Below are 20,805 nucleotides of genomic sequence, written 5' to 3'. Positions count from 1 at the left end.
GGACGTCGCGGCCGGTGCCCGCGGGACGGGTCAGGGCTTGCCGCGCTGGGAGCGCAGGTGTTCCGCGATCGGGGTCAGGGCCTTGCGCAGGTCGTCGAGGGCCTCGGGGGTGATGAGGTCGACGAAGTGCCGCCGCACGGAGGCGACGTGGTGCGGGGCCACCTTCTGCATGGTCGCCATGCCCTCGTCGGTGAGGACGGTGTAGAGGCCCCGTCGGTCGGACTCGCAGTTCTCACGGCGCACCAGGCCCGCGTTCTCCATGCGGGTGATCTGGTGGGACAGCCGGCTCTTGGACTGCAGGGTGGCGGCGGCGAGATCGCTCATACGCATCCGCAGCTCGTCCGATTCGGAGAGATACACGAGAATGTCGTAGTCGTTCATGGTCAGGTTGAACGGCTGAAGGTCCTTTTCGAGCTGATACGTCAGCATCCGGTTGACCTCCACGTGGGTGCGCCAGGCGCACTGTTCCTCGTCGGTCAGCCACTGCGGGGCCGTCTCGGTCTCCATGGAATCGATTCTACCTAAGAAGTTGAAAGGTGAACGAATGGTGGGATGTGACACGCCTCGCATCCCCGCCTCACGGAGGGGTACAGGCGTTCGCCGTCACACTCCGCAGACTACCGCTCACAGCCCGAAGCGACGCTGGAGGTCCCCCAGTTGTCCGGGAAGGCGCGGTACCCCCGGCTGCTGACCCGGTTGCCCCGGACTGCCCTGTCCGCCGGGTACGCCCGCCTGGTCCGGCACCTCTCCCGCTGCCCGTTCGGGCATCAGGGCCTCGGACGACTGGAGCAGCACCGTGCCGGCGCCCACGAACTCGAACTGGTGCTCCTCGCCCGACGAGCCGCCGATGCCGGTCAGCGCGCGCACGCCTCCGATCACGCCCGTGAGGTATCCGTGGTCGTAGTGGTGGCAGGGGGAGGGGCAGTCGGCCCAGCCCACGAGGGCCTGTGGATCGACGCGGACGGGGGGTTCCATGAAGACCACCGGGCCGTTCGACGCGGCGACGAAGGTGCCCGTCCCGATGAGGGTCAGAAAGCCCGGAACGATCGACTGCTTCAACGCGAGAGTTGGCTGAAAAGCGAGGAGGTTGCCCGAGCGAATGGTCAGGTTGCCCTCGTCCAAGTCATACGAATTCACGTCGAAGGCCCGGTCGGCGAGGAGCATCCTGCCCTGGCCGTCCGCCACCACCCAGTCGCTTGCGTGCAGCGGCGAATGAAAACTTGAGCGGACGAGACGGTCCAGGCGGCCGTGCCCGATGCCGTTGAAGTCGATCCGCCCGTAGTAGGCGATCATCTTTCCCTTCTGCAGGAACCACTGGCTCCCCTTGAGCTCCACGCAGAAGGTGTACGGATTGACGTTGTCGTCGCTCGGCAGCGTCCGGGGGTCGAAGACGGCGGGCGCGCCCGCGGGGGTCGAGACGTTGGGGTTCACAGCTTCTCCTTCGAGGCCTGGACGTACACCGCGCCGCTGCCCGAGAGCTCCAGCTGGAAGGCCTCGCCGGAGCCGCGGCCCACCATGTCGCGCCAGCCGAGCGCCGTGGAGAGCTTGTTGCGCACGTCGCCGTGGTGCGCCACATACGCCTGCGGGTCCACGTGCACGGGGCGCTGCGGGGTGATCGGCACCTCGATCACGCCGCCGTGCGCCATCACGGCGACCGCGCCGTGGCCCTTCAGGGTCGTGGTGAACAGGCCCTGGCCGCTGACCTGGCCGCGCACCATGCCCATCACGCCGCCCTGGGAGCCCAGGAACATCGTGCCCTGCTGGAGGGTGCCGTCGAAGGCGAGCAGGCGGTCCGCCTCCACATAGAGCGTGTCTCCGGAGAGGGTGATCAGCTGGATGTGGTGGCCGCCGTGCCCGAAGAGGACCGTGCCACTGCCGTCGACGGTCATCAAGGGGGTGGCCTCGCCGGCGACCCGGCGGCCGATCATCGAGGCGATCCCGCCCTGGCCGCCCTGGATGTTCGGGGTGAAGGAGACGTCCCCCTTGTAGGCGAGCATGGCGCCGCGCTGGCTGAAGATCTTGGCGCCCGGCTCCACGGTGGCCTCGACCATCTTCGAGTTGATCTCTCGAAACGGCATCTCAGACGTCTCCCGCGATCGTCGTGCGCTCACTGGGCTGCACGTACACCAGGCCGTCGCCCTCGAAGCGGATCTGGAAGGCCTCGCCGCCGCCTTCGCCCAGGAAGGTGCGGAAGGTGACACCGGACTGGAAGCTCTGGTGGACGTCGCCCTGGTGTGCGATGTACGCCCCCGGGTCGACCGTCAGCGGATACTCGCGGGAGACGCGGAGCACCACCGCGGGCCCGTCGGAGACGAGCGCGGCCTGGCCGGTGCCCTCGACGGTCGTGGTGAACAGTCCGTTCCCCTGGGTCGCGCCGCGCAGGCCGGTGAAGGTGGTGCCGGTGCGCAGCCCGGCGTCGGTGCACAGCAGGTTGCTCGCCTCGACGTGCAGCTTCTCGCCCTGGAGGCGCACCAGATTGATCTCGGTGGCGCGGTCGGCGAACCAGCAGGTGCCGTGCCCCTTCACCTCCATCACCGTCATCTGCTCACCGGTGACGCGACGGGTCACCATGCCGCGGATCCCCTCGCCGCCGCCGGTCATCTTCTTGAAGGCCATCTGGCCGTCGTACGCGACCATCGAGCCGTTCTTCGCCTTCACGGCGTCGCCGGTCATGTCGACCGCGAGCACTCTGCTCCCTTGGAGCCGAAAAGTAGCCACGAAACGACGGTAGCCGCCGCGTACCCACCCAGAACAGGGTGAAGAGCCCTGAGAGAACCCGGAGAAGACCCCGATGTCACAATGGGGGTCGCTTGTGCGTCCGTTCACAAGATCGGCCGCCGAGCCCCGCACCCCTCCCGCCGCCCCACCCACCGAAGGTGACCCGTGGACATCAAGACCGCCTCCGCCCTCCGCCGCCTCCGCCTGGTCTCCGTGCCCGAGGGCATCTCCTGGATCGTGCTGCTGGTCTGCACGATCATCAAGTACACGGTCGCCGAGGGCTTCAACGCGGCGCCGGTGCTCGGTCCGATCCACGGCGTGCTCTTCATCCTGTACGTGATCTTCTGGCTCGACGCCTGGAACCGTACGAAGTGGGACGCGAAGACGGGCGTCCTCTACTTCGCGTTCTCGATCATCCCCGGCGGCGGGTTCATGGCCGAGCGCAAGCTGAAGCGTGAGGCGGAGGCCGCGGTCATCGCGTCGCGCGCCCGCAAGGAAGGCGTGGTGAACGCATGATCGTCGCCTTCTCCGTGACCCCGCTGGGGGTCGGCGAGGACGTCGGCGAGTACGTCGCCGACGCGGTCCGGGTCGTCCGCGAGTCGGGCCTTCCGCACCGGACCGACGCCATGTTCACCTCCGTCGAGGGCGAGTGGGACGAGGTGATGGACGTCGTCAAGCGCGCCGTCGCCGTGGTCGAGGCGCGGGCGCCGCGCGTCTCCGTCGTCATGAAGGCGGACATCCGCCCCGGGGTGACGGACGGTCTCACCTCCAAGGTGGAGACGGTGGAGCGCCACCTCTCCGCGTAACCGCGCCCCCCGTACTCGAAGAGCCCCCGTACTCGAAGAGTCCCTGCACCCGAAGAGCCCCCGCCCACCACAGGGCGGGGGCTTTTGCATGCCCGCCGACACCCCCCACCTTGAGCGACTGCTCAAACAGCTGTACCTTCATGTTCAGCAGTATGTTGAGCAGTCGCTCAAAACGCGCTGACGTGGGGGTTTGTTGTGGGTCTGTACATCGAGACGCGGATACGCGCCGATCTCGACGCGCTCTGGGAACGCACCCAGGAGCCCGACCGGCACCAACGCTGGGACCTGCGGTTCACCGAGATCGACTACCTCCCGCGCGAGGAGGGGCAGCCGCAGCACTTCCGGTACGCCACGCGCGTGCTGCCGTTCCTGACGATCGCCGGCACCGGGGTCTCGGCGGGCGAGCGGCGCCGCGCGGACGGCACCCTGACCTCAGCCCTGCGCTTCTCCTCCCCGCACCCCCTCTCCCTCCTCGAAGAGGGCAGCGGCTACTGGCGCTACGTACCGACCGAGGACGGCACCGGCGTCCGCTTCCTCACCGGCTACGACTACCGCCCCCGCTGGGGCCGGCTCGGGAAGATCGCCGACCGCGCGTTCTTCCGCCCCCTGATGGGCTGGGCCACCGCCTGGTCCTTCGACCGTCTGCGGCTCTGGCTGGAGCGGGGCATCACGCCCGAACGGGCCCTGTGGCACGCGGTCGCCGAGACCGCCGCCCGCGTCCTGTGCGTCGTGGCCGCGGTGCTCCTCGCCCCGATGACGGCCCTCGCCACCGCGGCCCTGATGCTGTTCCTGCCGCCACTGCCCACGACCCCGGCGGCCCGCCGCTGTCTGCGCACCGCACCGGCACGCGCGCGTGTGCCGCGCCTTCTCGCCACCCTCGCCCCGGCCGAGGAGCGGCGCTCATGACGCGGCACGCATCGATCTTCCGTACCGCGATGGGCGCCGACTTCGAACGGCTGCACCCGCAGCTCCGGCGCCGCTTCTCCGTGGGCCTCGCGAGCGGCGAGGCGTGCACGGGCCGGGGCGTGATGGACCGCATCTGGCACGGCGGGCCCTTCGTGCGGCCCTTCCTCGCGCTCGGCGGCACCCGCAACATCTTCGTGCCGCGCGAGGGCAGGAACGTTCCCTTCGTGATCGAGAACGTGCCGTACACCGACACCTACGGGCGTGAGACGGTGACCTTCGTGCGCACCTTCGACCTGCCCGGCGGCCCCCGCCGCTTCGACGCCCAGATGGTCCTCGGCCCCCGGGGCGACCGCGTGCTCGACTACCTCGGCACGCATCAGCACCTCGCCAGCGACCTGCACTTCCGCGCGCAGCCCGACGGGTCGCTCCTGATCCGCTCCGGGGAGCACCGGTTCCGGGAGGGCCCGGTGGACTGCCGGGTCCCCGAGGTGATCGGCGCCGACGCGGAGGTGCGGGAGTCCTACGACGACGCGACGGGCCGCTTCCGCATCCGGGTCCGCGTCGTGAACCGCCGCTTCGGGCCGCTCTTCGGGTACGAGGGCTCCTTCACGGCGACGTACGGCGACGTCCGGGCGTGCGGGGTGCGGCCCGGGCTGCGGCCGGTGCGCGAGGAGGCGCGGGCGTGAGCGCGGCGAAGGACCCGGCCAAGAGGGCGGGCGTGGGCGCGGCCAAGGACCCGGCCAAGAGCGCGGAGACGCGCGCCAAGCTCCTGGACGGCGCGTTGCGGACGCTCACGGAGCAGGGCATCGCCAAGGCGTCGGCCCGCAACATCGCGGCGGCCGCCGGGGTCAACCAGGCGCTGGTCTTCTACCACTTCGGCTCCGTCGACGACCTGCTGGCGGCGGCGTGCCGCCACGGCACCGAGCAGCGGGTCTCCCTGTACCGGGAGCGCCTCGCGGAGATCGGCTCCCTCTCCGAACTCCTCGCCTTCGGGCGGGAGATGCACGAGGCGGAACGTGCGGCGGGGCACGTGGCCGTGCTCGGCCAGCTGCTCGCCGGCGCGCAGACGCAACCGCGGCTCGCGGCGGCGACGGCGGCGGGGCTCGCGCTCTGGATCGAGGAGATCGAGAAGGTCCTGACCCGGGTCCTGTCCACGTCGCCGCTCGCCGAGTTCGTCGACCCCGTGGGGCTCGCGCGAGCGGTGGGCGCGTCCTTCGTGGGCATGGAGCTGTACGAGGGGGTCGACCCGGAGGGTACGGGGCGGGCGCTGGACTCCTTGGAGCAGCTGTCGGTCCTCGTGACGGCGGTCGAGGACCTGGGGCCGCTGGCCCAGCGGGCGGTTCGCCACCGGTTGCGTCGTACGCGCGCCTGAACGGTTTCCCCGGGGTGGGCCGGCGCGTACGGGTACCCCCTGACTTGGGCGCCGTCTTGCCGCTTCGCGGCTGGGGGGGGCGGGTGGGGGCTCCCCCCTGCCTTCCCCTGCGGGTGCAAACAGTCCCGCCGCTCCGCGGCGGATGTATCCCACCCACTCACCCGTTTGCCCCGCGACGCGGGGCGGGAGTAGGGGCGGGCGGGTGGGTGCTCGCCGTGGGGCGTGGGCGGCGGCCGGGCGGGTGGGTGCTCGCCGTGGGGCGTGGGCGGCGGCCGGGCGGGTGGGTGCTCGGCGTGGGGTGGGCGGCGGGGGGCCTGCGGTGTTTGGCGGCCGTCGGTGTGGGTGCTGCTTTGCTTTGCGGCGTGTGGCAGCGGTGGGGGTGGGGTGGGCGTTTGTCCTGCGGTGTGCGGTGTGCGGTGTGCGGTGTGCGGCGGCCGTTGGCGTGGGTGGGGGTTTGCCTTGCCGCGTGTGGCGGCTGTCGGTGTGGGTGGGGGTTGTCTTGCCGCGTGGGGCAGCGGTAGGAGGGGGGCTTGTCGTGTGTCGTGCTGTCGGCGTGCGTGGCTTTGTCGCGTGGCGTTCGGTCGGGGTGGGGATGGCCGCGCCCGCAGGGTGAGTACGCCCGAAAAGCGAGGCCGTCGCCCCGCCGGGCCGCAGCCGCGTACGAGACGGAAGGGGACGTGGGGGTATGTGCGCACGGAGCACCGAGCACGCAATAGCCCCGCCGTTCACGAGGCGTGGCGAACAGTGGATGGCGAGTACGCACATACCCCCGCGGCCCCGCACCCAAGAACCGGACAGCAGGCGCAGACGCGCGCCCCCACACGCGCCCCGCCGCCCCGCCTCAGACGAAGCGATGGCGCAGACGCGCGCCCCCACACGCGCCCCGCCGCCCCGCCTCAGACGAAGCGATGGCGCAGACGCGCGCCCCCACACGCGCCCCGCCGCCCCACCTCAGACGAAGCGATGGCCCAGACCCACACCCCCCAACCCCCCGCAACCCCACCAAAACCCCCCACCGTAAAACCCCTCGCACGGGCGAACTCCGTTCGACACGCCGGTGAAAGTCCACTTTTGTGTGGGTATCGGCTCGTTCGATCACCAGAACCTGGAGGGCGCTGTGCGGCAGCCGGAGGGCTACGACTACGAGACCCACAGCACGCTCGCCGGCCCGCTCACTGAGCCGGACGGCGAGGACGTAACAGGCGCGGACGCGGACGCAGGCGCCGGTGAGGGGAAGCGGGGGGCCCGGAGCTATCGGGTCCAGTACCGGTCCCTGCTCGCCGGCGAGCCCCACCGAATACGCGCCGTCCTCCTGATGAGCCTGGCCCCGGTGCTCACCGGTCTCCTGCTCGTGTACCTCGTCTGGCCCACCCACTGGACCGAACGCGAAGGCGCCGACCGCTGGCTGATAGGCCTGGACGTCACGATGCTCGTGGCGATCGGACTGATCGAGCTCTTCATGCTCGTGAACGTCGTCTCCATCGCCCACGCCACGATGGTCGCGAGGGACCCGATCCCCGTCTTCCCCGAGCCCGGCACCCGCGTCGCCTTCCTCACCACGTACGTGCCCGGCAAGGAGCCCCTCTCGATGGTCCGGGCCACCCTGGAGGGCGCCGTCCGCGTCCATCACCCCGGCCCGCTGGACGTCTGGCTCCTGGACGAGGGGAACACCCCCGAGGCCAAGGCCCTGTGCGAAGAGCTCGGCGTGAAGCACTTCACGCGCTTCGGGATCGAGGAGTGGAACCGCAAGAAGGGCCCGCACAAGGCCCGCACCAAGCACGGCAACTACAACGCCTGGCTGGCGCTCTACCACCGCGAGTACGACTTCTTCGCCTCCGTCGACACCGACCACGTCCCGCTCCCCAACTTCCTGGAGCGGATGATGGGTTACTTCCGCGACCCGGACGTCGCGTTCGTCGTCGGACCGCAGGTCTACGGCAACTACACGACGCCGGTCACCAAGGCCGCCGAGTCCCAGCAGTTCCTCTTCCACGCGCTGATCCAGCGCGCCGGCAACCGCTACCGCGCCCCCATGTTCGTGGGCACGAACAACGTCGTCCGGATCAGCGCGCTGACCCAGGTCGGCGGCCTGCACGACTCGATCACCGAGGACATGGCGACCGGCTTCGAGCTGCACCGCCACCGCAACCCCGCCACCCGGCGGCACTGGCGCTCGGTCTACACGCCGGACGTGCTGGCCGTCGGCGAGGGCCCGGCCTCCTGGACGGACTTCTTCACCCAGCAGATGCGCTGGTCGCGCGGCACCTACGAGACGCTGTTCAAGCAGTACTGGAAGGCACCGTTCACGATGCCGCCGGGACGGCTCTTCTCGTACTCGCTGATGCTCGTGTACTACCCCATGACGGCCGTCAACTGGCTGCTCGGCATCCTCAGTTGTGTGCTGTTCCTGTGGTTCGGGGCCAGCGGCACCCAGGTCGCCGCGTCCGTCTGGCTGATGCTCTACAGCGACGCCGCCGCCCTCCAGATCGGCCTCTACCTCTGGAACCGCCGGCACAACGTCTCCCCGCACGAGCCCGAGGGCTCCGGCGGCCTCGCCGGCATGGCGATGTCGGCGCTCTCCGCGCCCATCTACGCCAAGTCGCTCGGCGCGGCCCTCGTCCGCCGCCCCAGCCGTTTCGTGGTGACCCCCAAGGGCGGCGACGCGAGTCCGGACCGCCTGATGACCTTCCGCATCCACCTCTTCTGGGCGGTGCTGCTCGCCGGTTCGCTGGTCGCCTCCTTCGTGCTCGGCCACACCCACGCGGCGATGCGCACCTGGGCGGTCCTCGCGATGGTCATCTCGCTCGCACCGGTCTCGATCTGGGCGTTCGGCCTCGCCAAGGAGCGCAGGGCGGCCCGGTTGGAGCGGCGGGAGCAGCGGGAGCAGCGGGAGCGGACGCCGCGGACGGCCCCGCTCGGCGAGGAAGTGGAGGGCGAGCCGGAGCCCGCGTTCGCCACCGGCACGACGACAGGAGGGAACTGAGCCATGGCCTACCGCCCCTCGAAGCGGACCAGGAAGACACTGTTCGGAGTCGGCGCGGGCGCTCTGCTCGTGGGACTGAACGCGCCCGCCGCGCTCTCCTTCGCCGAGGAGCAGTACTACGACTACAAGATCTCCCGGCCCGGCTACAAGGCGCGGTACGGCTCCTGGAAGCAGGTCGACATCCCCAGGGAGTTCCGTACCAACGCCATCCACGCCGCGCTGCTGCACACCGGCAAGGTGCTGATCGTCGCCGGTTCCGGGAACGAGCAGAAGAAGTTCGACGCCGGGTCGTTCGACACGGTCCTGTGGGACCCGAAGAACGACACCTTCAAGAAGATCCCGACGCCGGAGGACTTCTTCTGCTCCGGGCACGCCCAACTCCCCGACGGGCGGATGCTGGTGGCGGGCGGCACCGCGCGATACGAACTGCTCGACGGCGAGGTGGACCGGGCCGGCGGCGGCATGCGGGTGAAGAACGAGAACCCCGACAAGCCGGTGGTCCTGAAGAAGGGCACCAGGTTCCGCTCGCCGTCCGGGATCGAGTACGTCAGCAAGTTCGACGTCAAGGTCCCCAAGGCCAAGCGGGACTTCGAGATCACGTACTCCAAGTCCGGGGTGATGCAGCCCTGGAAGACCAAGATCAAGGCGAGCGAGACGCGCGTCTTCGTGGAGGCGGTCGAGGCGGGCGAGCAGTCGGTCACCGAGAAGTCGGCGCAGTACGAGATCGAGGGGCTGACCGGCGACGAGGCGGACAACACCTACGGCATCGCCGAGAAGATCGACATGGAGAAGCAGGACTTCCAGGGGATCAAGGCGGCGTACGAGTTCGACCCGAAGGCCGAGCGGTATCTCCCCGTCGACCCGATGAAGAAGGCCCGCTGGTACCCGACCCTGGTCGGTCTCAAGGACGGCAAGGTGCTCGCGGTCTCCGGCCTCGACGACGTGGGCGTGATCGACCCGGGCGACAACGAGATCTACGACCCGAAGACCAAGAAGTGGACGGACGGCCCCAAGCGGTACTTCCCGACGTACCCGGCGCTCTTCCTCACCAAGGGCGGCAAGCTCTTCTACCCGGCGTCGAACGCGGGCTACGGGCCGGCCGACAAGGGCCGCGAGCCGGGCCTGTGGGACCTGGACACCAACACCTTCCAGAAGGTGCCGGGCCTGGAGGACATGGACCAGACCGAGACGTCGGCGTCCGTGCTGCTGCCGCCCGCGCAGGACCAGAAGGTGATGATCATGGGCGGCGGTGGCGTGGGCGAGTCGGACAAGGCGACGCGCCGCACGGCCGTGATCGACCTCAAGGAGGAGAACCCGTCCTTCAAGACGGGACCCGAACTCCCGCAGGGCACCCGGTACTTGAACAGCGTCCTGATGCCGGACGACTCGGTCTTCACGTCCAACGGCTCGGGCGACTACCGGGGCCGCAGCGCCAGCAACATCCTCAAGGCGCAGTTCTACGACCCCAGGACCAACACCTTCCAGGAGGCCGCCGCGCCCAAGGTGGGCCGCAACTACCACTCCGAGGCGCTGCTGCTGCCCGACGGCCGGGTCGCCACGTTCGGCTCCGACCCGCTCTACGACAACGAGCAGAACACCAAGCTCGGCCACTTCGAGCAGCGCATGGAGATCTTCACGCCGCCCTCGCTGCACAAGGGCGGCGCGACCCGGCCGGTGCTCGGCGCGGGCCCGGAGCAGCTGGCGCCGGACGGCCGCGCCACGTTCCGCACCGACCACCCCGAGAAGATCGCCTCGGCCCGCCTGATGCGGCCGAGCGCGGTGACCCACACCACCGACGTCGAGCAGCGTTCGATCGCCCTTGAGGTCCACAAGGGGCGGGGCGCGGTGACGGTGGACGTGCCGCGCGGCGACGCGGCGCTGGTGCCGCCCGGCTGGTACATGCTCTTCGTGACGGACACCGACGGCACGTCGTCCGAGGCGAAGTGGATCCACGTCGGCCCCAAGGGCTGACCCGGCACGCCCCGGCGCCCGGCCTCAGGCCCGCTTCGCGTTGCGGGCCAGGCCGAGCGCGTAGTCGGGCCACCACTGCCCGGCCGCCGGGCCGCCCCGGCACGGCCCGTCCGAGTCCCCGGGACGCTTGATCCACAGGACGGCGTCGAGCAGCGGCTCGCCGGTGCGGTCGGTCGGCGGGGTGCCGAGGCCGCGGCCCGGCGGGTTGCACCAGGCGTCCTGCCGGTCGCCGACCAGGGGGCCGCGGCCGTTGCGGCTGGTGTCCATGACGAAGTGCTTGCCGTCGACGGTGGCCGAGAGCGTACGGCCGTAACTCTTGACCGTCTCGTCGCTCTGGAAGTTGGAGACGTTCAGCGAGAAGCCGTCGGCCTGCGCGACGCCCGCCCGGCGCAGCGGCTCGGTGAGCTTGTGCGCGTCGTTGATCCAGCCGGGGTTGCCCGCGTCGAGGTAGACCTTCACGCCCGACTGCCGCTTGAGCCGCTGGATCGCCTCGGAGAGCAGCTGGTAGCGCTCGTCGTGGTACGCGGCCGGGGTGCAGCCGTCGGCGATGTGCGGGATCGCGTCGGGCTCCAGGACGACGAGCGCGGGGGCGTCGCCGATCGCGTCGGCGAAGGTGTTCAGCCAGTCCCGGTACTGCTCGGAGCTGCCGGCGCCGCCCGCGGAGTGCTGCCCGCAGTCCCGGTGCGGGATGTTGTACGCGACGAGCACCGCGGTGCGGCCGTCCTTCGCCGCGCCCTGGGTCGCCTCCTTGATGTCGGGCGTCGGATCGTCGCCGGCCGGCCACACGGCCAGCGGCTGCTCGGAGATGCGCCGGAGCACCGCGGCGTCCTTGGTGCGGCCTTGCCGTTCCCACTGCTCGACCTGGCGGGCGGCGGCGCTGTCGGGGTCGACCCAGAAGGTGCCGGGCGCCGCGGCGGAGGCGGAGGCGGGGCCGCGCCCGGCCGCCGTCCTCTCCGTACCGGAGTCCGACGAGCAGCCCGCCGTGAGGCCGAGGGCGGTGAGGGCCGCGAGTGAGGTGAGTGTGCGGAGCAGCCGGTGCATCCAGCCCCCTTGGGCGGTGGTGACGGTGACGGTCAGTCAGCCCCGCAATCGTTACATAAAGGACTATTCAAGCTCTTGTGCCACACCGCCCCCGGCGCTGAGCGCGGTGCCGAGCGGCGTGCACGTGTAGATCACCCGGTGCCCGTACCGGCGCGACACCAGGAGCCCGGCGTCCCGCAGCGCCGCCAGGTGCGCCGACACCGACGACGGCGCGAGCCCGAGCCGCTGCGCCAGGCCCGACGTGGTGTCCGGGGTGGCGAGCGCGGTGAGGACCGCAGCCCGGCCCCGGCCGAGAAGCCGGACGAGCGAGGCGGGCGTACGGCTCGCCGGCTCGGCCCACAGCCCCGCGATGCCGCGCACCGGATACGCCACCGTCGGCTGCCAGGGCGGATCGAAGCCGCTCACCACGTCCGGCCAGGAGAAGACGCTCGGGATCAGCACGAGACCCTGCCCCGACAGATCCCGCACGTGCTCGCCGCGCCACTCCACGGTGAGCGTGCCGGCGTCCCACGACAGGCGCCGGTCCAGCTCCGGGAGCAGCCCGCCGAGGCCGACCTCCGCGAGCCGCCGCGAGTGGTGGGCGACGTCGGCCTCCAGGAGGGCGCGCAGCCTCGGCCAGACCGGCTCGACCAGCGTGTGCCAGGCGGTCTCCATGACGTCCGCGAGCTCCCGCACGGCGCCCGCCGGATCGGCCAGGAGCGCCCGGCCCTTCGGCGACGCGGCGGCGCCCGGGGTGCAGGCGAGCGCCCGTGCCATGTCCTCCTCCGCCGCCGCGGGGTCGGTCGCGCGGACGCCCGCGATCTCCTCGTCGAAGCGGGCGGCGGGACCGATCGGGGGCGGCCCGAGGAAGTCCGGGGCGTGCCCGCGCCGGGGCATCAGGAGCCACAGCGCGCTCAGGTCGATCTCCCGGCTCGCCGCGCGGATCTCGCGCAGCCACTGCGGGTGGTAGGCGTGGCGCTCGGGGCGCTTGAGGGTACGGACGGCCTCCTGGGTCTCCCACAGCGGCGACACCGCGAACCGGCAGCGCAGCAGGTCGTCCTGACCGAAGTGCAGATGAAACGGCACGCGAATCCCTCCCCGGACGTACGACACGTCCCCCCGCGCCGAAGATTCGCCCCGGGCCGAAACTCTAGGGCAGCGCGCGCCCCCGCGTGAGGCTGCGGCCATGGCCCCTGAACCGCCCCCGCCCACACCTACGGCTGCACCCACGGCCCGGTCCGCCGGCTACCTCCGGGTCCTCGCCGTGACCGAGTTCCGTGCCGTCTTCGTCGCGCACGCGTTCTCGCTGCTCGGCGTCGTCGTCAGCGAGATCGCGCTCACCGTCCTCGTCTACGGACTGACCGGATCGCCGCTGCTCGGCGCGCTCACCTTCGCCCTCGGCATGCTGCCGTACCTGGTCGGCGGCACGCTCCTTGCCGGGATCGCCGACCGGTACCCGCCGCGGCGGGTACTCGTCCTGTGCGACGTGGTGTGCGCGGGATGCGCGGGCCTGATGGCGCTGCCCGCCACCCCCGTCGCCGCGCTGCTCGCGCTGCGCTGCGCCATCGCCCTCGTCGCGCCCGTCTTCAACGGCACCCGGATGGCGACGCTCACCGACATCCTCGGCGACGGCGACCTGTTCGTGCTCGGGCGCTCCCTGCTGCGGATCGTCTCGCAGAGCGCGGTCCTGGTCGGGTTCGGCCTCGGCGGCGTGCTCCTCACCGTGGTGTCCCCGCGGGGCGCCCTCGCCGTCACGCTCTGCACGTTCCTGTTCTCGGCGCTGGTGCTGCGGTGCGGGACGCGGCGGCGGCCGGCGCGCGCCCGGGGCGGCGGGGCGCTCATGCGGTACTCGCTGGGCGGCGCCCGGCAGGTGCTCGGCGACCGGCGGGTGCGGGCCCTGCTGCTGCTCTTCTGGGTGCCGCCGCTGTTCCTGGTCGCCCCGGAGGCGCTCGCCGCCCCGTACGCGGACGAGATCGGCATCGGGGCCGGCGGTGTCGGACTGCTCATGTGCGCCCTGCCGGTGGGCACGGTCGCCGGTGAACTCTGGGCCGGGTCGGTGCTGTCCGCCGCGGCGCGCGCCCGCGTCGTCCTGCCGTTCGCCTCGCTCACGCTGGTGCCGCTGACCGTGTACGCGGCCACGCCCGGCGTGGTCCCCGCGCTGGCCGCGCTCGCGCTCGCCGGGGCCGGTTCGGCGTACACGCTCGGCCTGGACCGGTGGTTCGTCGAGGCCGTGCCCGAGGAGTTGCGCGGGCGCGCGATGACGGTGCACACGGCGGGTCTCATGACGATCCAGGGCGTCGGCATGGCGCTCGCGGGTCTGGCGGCCGAGTTCACCGCGGTGAGCACGGTCGTGGCGGGCGCCGGGGTCGTCGGCACCCTCTGCTGTCTCCTCCTGGCGCTGGAAGTGCGGCGCACACGGGACCCGGGGGAGCGGCCCCGAAGCCGTACGACGGAGGGTGCGGAGGAACGTACGCCCGAATTGCGAGACGGGGCTGACCACCATGTGACCGACGGGTAAGGTCGATGGCGTGCCGAAGCCGCTCAGCCTCCCCTTCGATCCCATCGCCCGCGCCGACGAGCTCTGGAAGCAGCGCTGGGGATCGGTCCCGGCGATGGGCGCGATCACCTCGATCATGCGCGCGCACCAGATCCTGCTCGCCGAGGTCGACGCGGTCGTCAAGCCGTACGGCCTGACCTTCGCGCGGTACGAGGCGCTGGTCCTGCTCACCTTCTCGAAGGCCGGCGAGCTGCCGATGTCGAAGATCGGCGAGCGGCTCATGGTGCACCCGACCTCGGTCACCAACACGGTGGACCGGCTGGTCAGGTCCGGTCTGGTCGACAAGCGCCCGAACCCCAACGACGGCCGGGGCACGCTCGCCTCCATCACGGAGAAGGGCCGCGAGGTCGTCGAGGCCGCCACGCGCGAGCTGATGGCGATGGACTTCGGGCTCGGGGTGTACGACGCGGAGGAGTGCGCGGAGATCTTCGCGACGCTCCGGCCGCTGCGGGTCGCGGCGCGGGACTTCGAGGAGCAGTAGGAGCGCCGGGGTCGGCGAAGATCGCGCAAAACGGACGGTTACGCTCGGAGGCATGAAATCCAGCGTGCTGACCCGCTACCGGGTGATGGCCTACGTCACCGCCGTCATGCTGCTCGTGCTGTGCGCGTGCATGATCTTCAAGTACGGCTTCGACAAGGGCGAGGGTCTGACGCTCGTCGTGTCGCAGATCCACGGCGTGCTCTACATCATCTACCTGATCTTCGCCTTCGACCTGGGCTCCAAGGCGAAGTGGCCGTTCGGCAAGCTCCTGTGGGTGCTGATCTCCGGCACGATCCCGACCGCCGCGTTCTTCGTCGAGCGCAAGGTCGTCCGCGAGGTGCAGCCGCTGATCGCCGACGGCACCCCGGTCACCGCCAAGGCGTAACCGCACCGCCACGGACAGGTCCGTGGCGGTCAGCCATCGACATTTACTAGGACGTCCAAGTAAATTCGGGGGTATGGACGCTGACGCGATCGAGGAAGGCCGCCGCCGCTGGCAGGCCCGTTACGACAAGGCCCGCAAGCGTGACGCGGACTTCACCACGCTCTCCGGGGACGCGGTCGACCCCGTCTACGGGCCCCGGCCCGGCGACACCTACGACGGGTTCGAGCGGATCGGCTGGCCCGGCGAGTACCCCTACACGCGCGGCCTGCACCCCACCGGGTACCGCGGCCGGACCTGGACCATCCGCCAGTTCGCGGGCTTCGGCAACGCCGAGCAGACGAACGAGCGCTACAAGATGATCCTGGCCAACGGCGGCGGCGGCCTCTCCGTCGCCTTCGACATGCCGACCCTCATGGGCCGCGACTCCGACGACCCGCGCTCGCTCGGCGAGGTCGGGCACTGCGGCGTCGCCATCGACTCCGCCGCCGACATGGAGGTCCTCTTCAAGGACATCCCGCTCGGCGACGTCACGACGTCGATGACGATCAGCGGTCCCGCCGTCCCCGTCTTCTGTATGTACCTGGTCGCGGCCGAACGCCAGGGCGTCGACCCCGCCGTCCTCAACGGCACGCTGCAGACCGACATCTTCAAGGAGTACATCGCGCAGAAGGAGTGGCTCTTCCAGCCCGAGCCGCATCTGCGCCTGATCGGCGACCTGATGGAGCACTGCGCGCGCGACATCCCCGCGTACAAGCCGCTCTCGGTCTCCGGCTACCACATCCGCGAGGCCGGGGCGACGGCCGCGCAGGAGCTCGCGTACACCCTCGCGGACGGCTTCGGCTACGTGGAGCTCGGCCTCTCCCGCGGCATGGACGTCGACGTCTTCGCGCCGGGCCTCTCCTTCTTCTTCGACGCGCACGTCGACTTCTTCGAGGAGATCGCCAAGTTCCGCGCGGCCCGCAGGATCTGGGCCCGCTGGATGCGCGAGGTGTACGGGGCGCGGTCCGACAAGGCGCAGTGGCTGCGGTTCCACACGCAGACGGCGGGGGTCTCCCTCACCGCCCAGCAGCCGTACAACAACGTCGTACGGACGGCCGTGGAGGCCCTCGCCGCGGTGCTCGGCGGCACGAACTCCCTGCACACCAACGCCCTCGACGAGACCCTCGCGCTGCCGAGCGAGCAGGCCGCCGAGATCGCGCTGCGCACCCAGCAGGTGCTGATGGAGGAGACCGGCGTCGCCAACGTCGCCGACCCGCTCGGCGGCTCCTGGTTCATCGAGCAGCTCACCGACCGCATCGAGGCCGACGCGGAGAAGATCTTCGAGCAGATCAAGGAGCGGGGGCGGCGGGCCTGCCCCGACGGGCAGCACCCGATCGGCCCGATCACCTCGGGCATCCTCCGCGGCATCGAGGACGGCTGGTTCACCGGCGAGATCGCCGAGTCCGCCTTCCAGTACCAGCGGTCCCTGGAGAAGGGCGACAAGCGGGTCGTGGGCGTCAACTGCCACGAGGGTTCCGTCACCGGTGACCTGGAGATCCTGCGGGTCAGCCACGAGGTCGAGCGGGAGCAGGTCCGGGACCTCGCGGGACGCAAGGAGCGACGGGACGAGGCGCGGGTGCGCACGTCTCTTGCCGCGATGCTGGCGGCCGCGCGGGACGGTTCCAACATGATCGCCCCCATGCTGGACGCGGTCCGCGCGGAGGCGACCCTGGGCGAGATCTGCGGGGTCCTTCGGGACGAGTGGGGCGTGTACGTGGAGCCTCCGGGGTTTTAAGAGTTTTTGCGCAGTTCCCCGCGCCCCTGATGGGGTCTGCTCGTGTGTTGCTTGTCTGCGGGTGGGTGGGGGTTGCTCGCGCAGTTCCCCGCGCCCCTAAAAACCCCCCGACGCCCCGGCTCGCCCCGAAGGGGCGCCCAGGGGCGCGGGGAACTGCGCGAAAGAGCCGCGCCCCGCACGCTCCCGCAGCCGACGGTGGGTTTGAGGGGCGCGGGGAACTGCGCAAGAGTGCCGCACCCTCCACGCACCCGCAGCAGACGACGGTTTTCAGGGGCGCGGGGAACTGCGCAAGAGTGCCGCACCCTCCACGCACCCGCAGCAGACGACGGTTTTCAGGGGCGCGGGGAACTGCGCGAAAGAGCCGCGCCCCGCACGCACCCGCAGCCCGCCGGCGGCCGGTTTCAGGGGCGCGGGGAACTGCGCAGAAAAACGGTGACCTCACCCATGACGTGGGCGGCGAGAATTCGTAGGTTTAGGGCCCAGGGGCCAGGGCAGGCGCACCGCCGGTCCACCACCCCCCGCCCCAGGAGACCCCGTGACCTCGTCCGGCCACGCCCGCACCGCCGCCATCGCCATCGGAGCCGCCACCGCCACCGTCCTCGGCGCGCTGCTCATCGGTGGGTCCGGCGAGGTGAGCGCGAGCCCGCCGCCCGAGCCGAAGGTGCAGGACGCCTTCGACTCGCTCGGCCCCGAGGTGCACGCCGCGAAGCTCTCCGACGGGCGCACCGCGCACTACTCGGACACCGGCAACAAGGACGGCAAGCCTGTCCTGTTCATCGGCGGCACCGGCACCAGCGCCCGCGCCTCGCACATGACCGACTTCTTCCGCACCACCCGCGAGGACCTGGGCCTGCGCCTCATCTCCGTGGAGCGCAACGGCTTCGGCGACACCGCGTACGACAAGGACCTGGACAAGGCCGACTACGCCAAGGACGCCCTCCAGGTCCTCGACAAGCTCGGCGTCGACGACGTGTCCGTGATCGCGATATCCGGCGGCGGCCCCTACGCCGCCGAGCTCGCCGCGGCCGCCCCCGACCGCATCTCCCAGCTCCACCTCGCCGCCGCCCTGCCCCCGTACGGCACGAAGCCCGCCTACTGCGGCCTCTCCGACGACGCGCTCGCCGCCGCCGTGAAGGACCAGATCAAGGACCCGCGCACGTGGTGGGCCTTCCCCGACGACAGCCCCGTCAAGTCCATCCCCGGCTTCGCCGACACCGCGTACGAGGAAGGCGCCCGCACGTACAACCAGCGCGGGCAGCAGGCCGACCCGGCGCCCCAGGTGCACGAGCAGAAGCTGTACTGCGGGCGCCCCGGCCCCGACCTGTCCGAGCTCGACGCCCCCGTCTACCTCTACGGCGGCAAGAAGGACACCACCGTGCCGCCGGCCACCCTGAAGACCTGGCAGAAGGCGCTGCCGGGCGAGGAGCGGGTGCGCACCTACGCGGACTCCGGGCACGACGTGCAGTACCGGCACTGGGACCAGATCCTGGTCGACCTGGCGGGCCACGGCGACCGCACCGTCATCTGCAAGGGCGACAAGACCCGCGTCCTCGTCGCCCGCGAGGCCGACCGCCTCGTCGCCAAGGGCAAGGCGCAGCTGGGCAGTTGCGCCTGGGCGAAGAAGTAGCCGCCCGGCGCCTCACTTCTCCGGCAGGGACAGGCGGAACTGCGCGCCCCCGCCCGGCGCCCGTTCCGCCGTCAGCTCCGCCCCGTGCGCGTGCGCGATCTGCCGCGCCATCGCCAGGCCCAGGCCCGAACCCGGCAGTGCGCGGGCCTTCTCGGCGCGGTAGAAGCGGTCGAAGACGTAGGGCAGGTCCTCCTCGGCGATCCCCGGGCCGTGGTCGCGCACCGTCAGGTCGACGGCGGTCAGCGACACCTCGACCGGGGCGCCCGGCGGGCTGAACTTCGCCGCGTTGTCGAGGAGGTTGGTGAGCAGCCGGGACAGCCGCGCCGCCACGCCCGGCACGCTGAGCTCTGCCGCCTCCGGCGCCACCCGCAGCGCGAACGGCACCGCGGGCCAGTGGCCGCGCGCCGCGTCCACCACGTGGGCGGTCAGCGGGGCGAGCCGCACCTCTTCGAGCAGCGGCTGCGGCTCCGCGTCCCTGGCCAGTTCGATCAGGTCGTTGACCAGACCCGTGACCTCGCGCAGCTGCCGGCCGAGAGCGCCCGAGGCGCGGTCGCGCTGCGCGTCGGTCAACCGGTCGGCCTTGGCGAGCAGTTCGGCGTTGGTGCGCAACGCCGTGAGCGGGGTGCGCAGTTCGTGGGAGGCGTCCGCGACGAGCCTGCGCCGGGCCGCGACGGACTCCTCCAGCTCCGCCAGCATCGTGTTGAACGTGGCGGCGAGGCGGGTGACCTCGTCCTCGTGCCCCTCACGCCCCGGCGGCCCCGGCGGCAGCTCGATGCGGTGCCGGGCGTCCCGGGTGGCCGCGATGCGCTCGGCGGTGGCGGTGAGACGTGTGATCGGCGCGAGTCCGGTCCGCGACACCCAGTAGCCGCCGGCCGCCGAGAGCAGCACCCCCGCACCGCCCACCGCGGCGAGCAGCGACGCGGCCTGGCGCACCCCGCGCTCGGCGATGTCCGCGCGCAGCGCGACCTGCACCGCCTCACCCTTGCCGAACGACGTCGTGAGCATCCGGCCCGGCTTGCCGCCGGGCAGCGTGAAGTTCGTGTAGTACGGGGCCCGTTGACCGGCGGCGACCGCGCGCGTCGGCCCCGAGACCGGCAGCAGGAACGGCTGCGCCGGGTCGTCCGCCGGGTCCGCGGGGACCACCTGCGAGCAGGCCGGGGCGCCGAGGAAGCGGCACTCGCCGGCCAGCACGCCGGGGCCCTCGGAGCGGTGCTGCTGGGCGACGAGCGTCGCCGACTGGGCGAGATTCTGGTCGAGTTGCTGATACAGCTTGTAGCGGATCACGAAGAACGCGGCGGCGCACACCCCGACCGCCACCACCGCCACGGCCGCCGCCGCCATCACCGCGAGCCGGGTCCGCAGCGGCCTGCGGCGCCGCCAGCGCGCGCCCAGCCTGCGCCGCGCGCTCACGGGGAGCCCAGCCGGTAGCCGACGCCGTGCACCGTGTGGACGAGCCGCGGCTCGCCGCCCGACTCCAGCTTCCGGCGCAGATAACCCACGTACACCGCAAGGGAGTTGGAGTCCGGGCCGAAGTCCCGCCCCCACACCGCCTGTTGGATCAGCTCGCGCGGAAGGACCTGCCCCGCGTTGCGCAGCAGCAGCTCCAGCAGGACCGCCTCCGTACGGCTGAACTCCACCCGGCGCCCGCCGCGCCGCCCGGTGCGCGTCGCCGGGTCGAGGACCAGATCGCCGTACGCGAGCTCGTCGCCGTCGTCCGCGGCCCGCTCCGGCGTCGCCCGCCTGAGCAGCGCCCGCACCCGGGCCACCAGCTCGTCCAGCGCGAACGGCTTGACCAGATAGTCGTCGGCGCCCGCGTCCAGGCCGTCCACGCGCTCGCTCACCGAGTCCAGGGCGGTCAGCACGAGCACCGGCGTACGGTCGCCCGCGGCGCGCAGCTGGCGGCAGACCGCGAGACCGTCCATGACCGGCATCAGCACGTCGAGGACCAGCAGATCCGGCTGCCAGCGCGCCACCGCGGTCAGCGCCCGGTGGCCGTCCGCCGCGCCCCGCACCTGGTGGCCCTCGACCGTCAGCGCGTCCTCCACGGCGGCACGGACCTCCGGGTCGTCGTCGACGACGAGGATCCGGTGCCGCGGCCCCTCACCCGCACCCGGCGGGCCACCCTTGCTGGTCACGCTCGCGAAGCTCATGGACCAAAGGTGCCAAACGCGGCTCTTAAAACCCTCTTAGACCCCCGCGTGAAGC

General features: G+C 71.6%; 20 protein-coding genes. 12 read left to right on the top strand and 8 right to left on the bottom strand.

Going from position 1 to position 20,805, the window contains the following annotated elements; all coding sequences use genetic code 11:
* Positions 1 to 30 precede the first annotated feature (30 nt).
* The 4 genes from ACFYO9_RS01870 to ACFYO9_RS01855 form a co-directional block, all read right to left on the bottom strand.
* Positions 31 to 507: a MarR family transcriptional regulator gene (locus ACFYO9_RS01870; RefSeq protein WP_355802728.1), complete on the bottom strand. Its 477-nt coding sequence runs from the start codon at positions 505 to 507 to the stop codon at positions 31 to 33.
* Between the two features lie 117 nt (positions 508 to 624).
* On the bottom strand, positions 625 to 1,431 hold the full coding sequence (locus ACFYO9_RS01865) for an AIM24 family protein (RefSeq protein WP_358776811.1): 807 nt from the start codon (positions 1,429 to 1,431) through the stop codon (positions 625 to 627).
* On the bottom strand, positions 1,428 to 2,078 hold the full coding sequence (locus ACFYO9_RS01860; RefSeq protein WP_358776810.1) for an AIM24 family protein: 651 nt from the start codon (positions 2,076 to 2,078) through the stop codon (positions 1,428 to 1,430). Before ACFYO9_RS01860 ends, ACFYO9_RS01865 begins: the two co-directional genes overlap by 4 nt.
* A gap of 1 nt (position 2,079) precedes the next feature.
* Positions 2,080 to 2,718, bottom strand: coding sequence for an AIM24 family protein (locus tag ACFYO9_RS01855; protein ID WP_355802723.1), 639 nt, complete (start codon positions 2,716 to 2,718; stop codon positions 2,080 to 2,082).
* Between the two features lie 165 nt (positions 2,719 to 2,883).
* On the opposite strand from ACFYO9_RS01855, the gene ACFYO9_RS01850 reads away from it, so the two are divergent.
* The 7 genes from ACFYO9_RS01850 to ACFYO9_RS01820 all read left to right on the top strand — a co-directional run bounded on the left by ACFYO9_RS01850 (position 2,884) and on the right by ACFYO9_RS01820 (position 10,756).
* Positions 2,884 to 3,234 carry a DUF3817 domain-containing protein gene (locus ACFYO9_RS01850; RefSeq protein ID WP_358711779.1) on the top strand — a complete coding sequence of 117 codons (351 nt, stop codon included), beginning with the start codon at positions 2,884 to 2,886 and terminating at the stop codon, positions 3,232 to 3,234.
* Complete coding sequence (locus ACFYO9_RS01845; RefSeq protein WP_355802719.1) at positions 3,231 to 3,524, top strand: MTH1187 family thiamine-binding protein; 294 nt, start codon at positions 3,231 to 3,233, stop codon at positions 3,522 to 3,524. Before ACFYO9_RS01850 ends, ACFYO9_RS01845 begins: the two co-directional genes overlap by 4 nt.
* 195 nt (positions 3,525 to 3,719) lie before the next feature.
* On the top strand, positions 3,720 to 4,430 hold the full coding sequence (locus ACFYO9_RS01840) for a hypothetical protein (protein WP_358776809.1): 711 nt from the start codon (positions 3,720 to 3,722) through the stop codon (positions 4,428 to 4,430).
* Complete coding sequence (locus ACFYO9_RS01835; RefSeq protein ID WP_358776808.1) at positions 4,427 to 5,116, top strand: DUF4166 domain-containing protein; 690 nt, start codon at positions 4,427 to 4,429, stop codon at positions 5,114 to 5,116. The genes ACFYO9_RS01840 and ACFYO9_RS01835 overlap by 4 nt, the downstream gene beginning before the upstream one ends.
* A 32-nt stretch (positions 5,117 to 5,148) precedes the next feature.
* Positions 5,149 to 5,802 (top strand): TetR/AcrR family transcriptional regulator, encoded by a 654-nt coding sequence (locus tag ACFYO9_RS01830; protein WP_359331978.1) that lies wholly within the window; start codon positions 5,149 to 5,151, stop codon positions 5,800 to 5,802.
* A 1,117-nt stretch (positions 5,803 to 6,919) separates the two neighbouring features.
* Entirely contained in the window at positions 6,920 to 8,785 is a 1,866-nt protein-coding gene (locus ACFYO9_RS01825) for a cellulose synthase catalytic subunit (protein ID WP_358779208.1), read from the top strand.
* A 3-nt stretch (positions 8,786 to 8,788) separates the two neighbouring features.
* Positions 8,789 to 10,756 (top strand): kelch motif-containing protein, encoded by a 1,968-nt coding sequence (locus ACFYO9_RS01820; RefSeq protein ID WP_355802712.1) that lies wholly within the window; start codon positions 8,789 to 8,791, stop codon positions 10,754 to 10,756.
* Between the two features lie 24 nt (positions 10,757 to 10,780).
* Here the strand turns inward: ACFYO9_RS01820 and ACFYO9_RS01815 are convergent, their stop codons facing one another.
* On the bottom strand, positions 10,781 to 11,797 hold the full coding sequence (locus ACFYO9_RS01815) for a glycoside hydrolase family 6 protein (RefSeq protein ID WP_358779207.1): 1,017 nt from the start codon (positions 11,795 to 11,797) through the stop codon (positions 10,781 to 10,783).
* 63 nt (positions 11,798 to 11,860) lie between these two features.
* On the bottom strand, positions 11,861 to 12,862 hold the full coding sequence (locus ACFYO9_RS01810) for a DUF5937 family protein (RefSeq protein ID WP_358779206.1): 1,002 nt from the start codon (positions 12,860 to 12,862) through the stop codon (positions 11,861 to 11,863).
* Positions 12,863 to 12,962: 100 nt separating this feature from the next.
* On the opposite strand from ACFYO9_RS01810, the gene ACFYO9_RS01805 reads away from it, so the two are divergent.
* The 5 genes from ACFYO9_RS01805 to ACFYO9_RS01785 all read left to right on the top strand — a co-directional run bounded on the left by ACFYO9_RS01805 (position 12,963) and on the right by ACFYO9_RS01785 (position 18,600).
* Complete coding sequence (locus ACFYO9_RS01805; protein ID WP_358779205.1) at positions 12,963 to 14,294, top strand: MFS transporter; 1,332 nt, start codon at positions 12,963 to 12,965, stop codon at positions 14,292 to 14,294.
* 10 nt (positions 14,295 to 14,304) lie between these two features.
* Positions 14,305 to 14,814 (top strand): MarR family transcriptional regulator, encoded by a 510-nt coding sequence (locus ACFYO9_RS01800; protein WP_355802705.1) that lies wholly within the window; start codon positions 14,305 to 14,307, stop codon positions 14,812 to 14,814.
* 52 nt (positions 14,815 to 14,866) lie between these two features.
* Entirely contained in the window at positions 14,867 to 15,199 is a 333-nt protein-coding gene (locus ACFYO9_RS01795) for a DUF3817 domain-containing protein (RefSeq protein ID WP_358713685.1), read from the top strand.
* Positions 15,200 to 15,272: 73 nt separating this feature from the next.
* Complete coding sequence (locus ACFYO9_RS01790) at positions 15,273 to 16,973, top strand: methylmalonyl-CoA mutase family protein (RefSeq protein WP_358779204.1); 1,701 nt, start codon at positions 15,273 to 15,275, stop codon at positions 16,971 to 16,973.
* 535 nt (positions 16,974 to 17,508) lie between these two features.
* Complete coding sequence (locus ACFYO9_RS01785; RefSeq protein ID WP_355802701.1) at positions 17,509 to 18,600, top strand: alpha/beta hydrolase; 1,092 nt, start codon at positions 17,509 to 17,511, stop codon at positions 18,598 to 18,600.
* A 12-nt stretch (positions 18,601 to 18,612) separates the two neighbouring features.
* Here the strand turns inward: ACFYO9_RS01785 and ACFYO9_RS01780 are convergent, their stop codons facing one another.
* A complete protein-coding gene (locus tag ACFYO9_RS01780) occupies positions 18,613 to 20,010 on the bottom strand; it encodes a HAMP domain-containing sensor histidine kinase (RefSeq protein WP_358779203.1) in 1,398 nt (465 codons plus the stop codon).
* Positions 20,007 to 20,750: a response regulator transcription factor gene (locus tag ACFYO9_RS01775; protein WP_355802697.1), complete on the bottom strand. Its 744-nt coding sequence runs from the start codon at positions 20,748 to 20,750 to the stop codon at positions 20,007 to 20,009. Before ACFYO9_RS01775 ends, ACFYO9_RS01780 begins: the two co-directional genes overlap by 4 nt.
* Positions 20,751 to 20,805: the final 55 nt, after the last annotated feature.

Origin of the sequence: Streptomyces sp. NPDC005863, assembly GCF_042871345.1 — a bacterium.
Taxonomy (GTDB): domain Bacteria; phylum Actinomycetota; class Actinomycetes; order Streptomycetales; family Streptomycetaceae; genus Streptomyces.
Note: the sequence above shows the minus strand (reverse complement) of the source record. Positions and strands in the feature narration are given on the sequence as shown.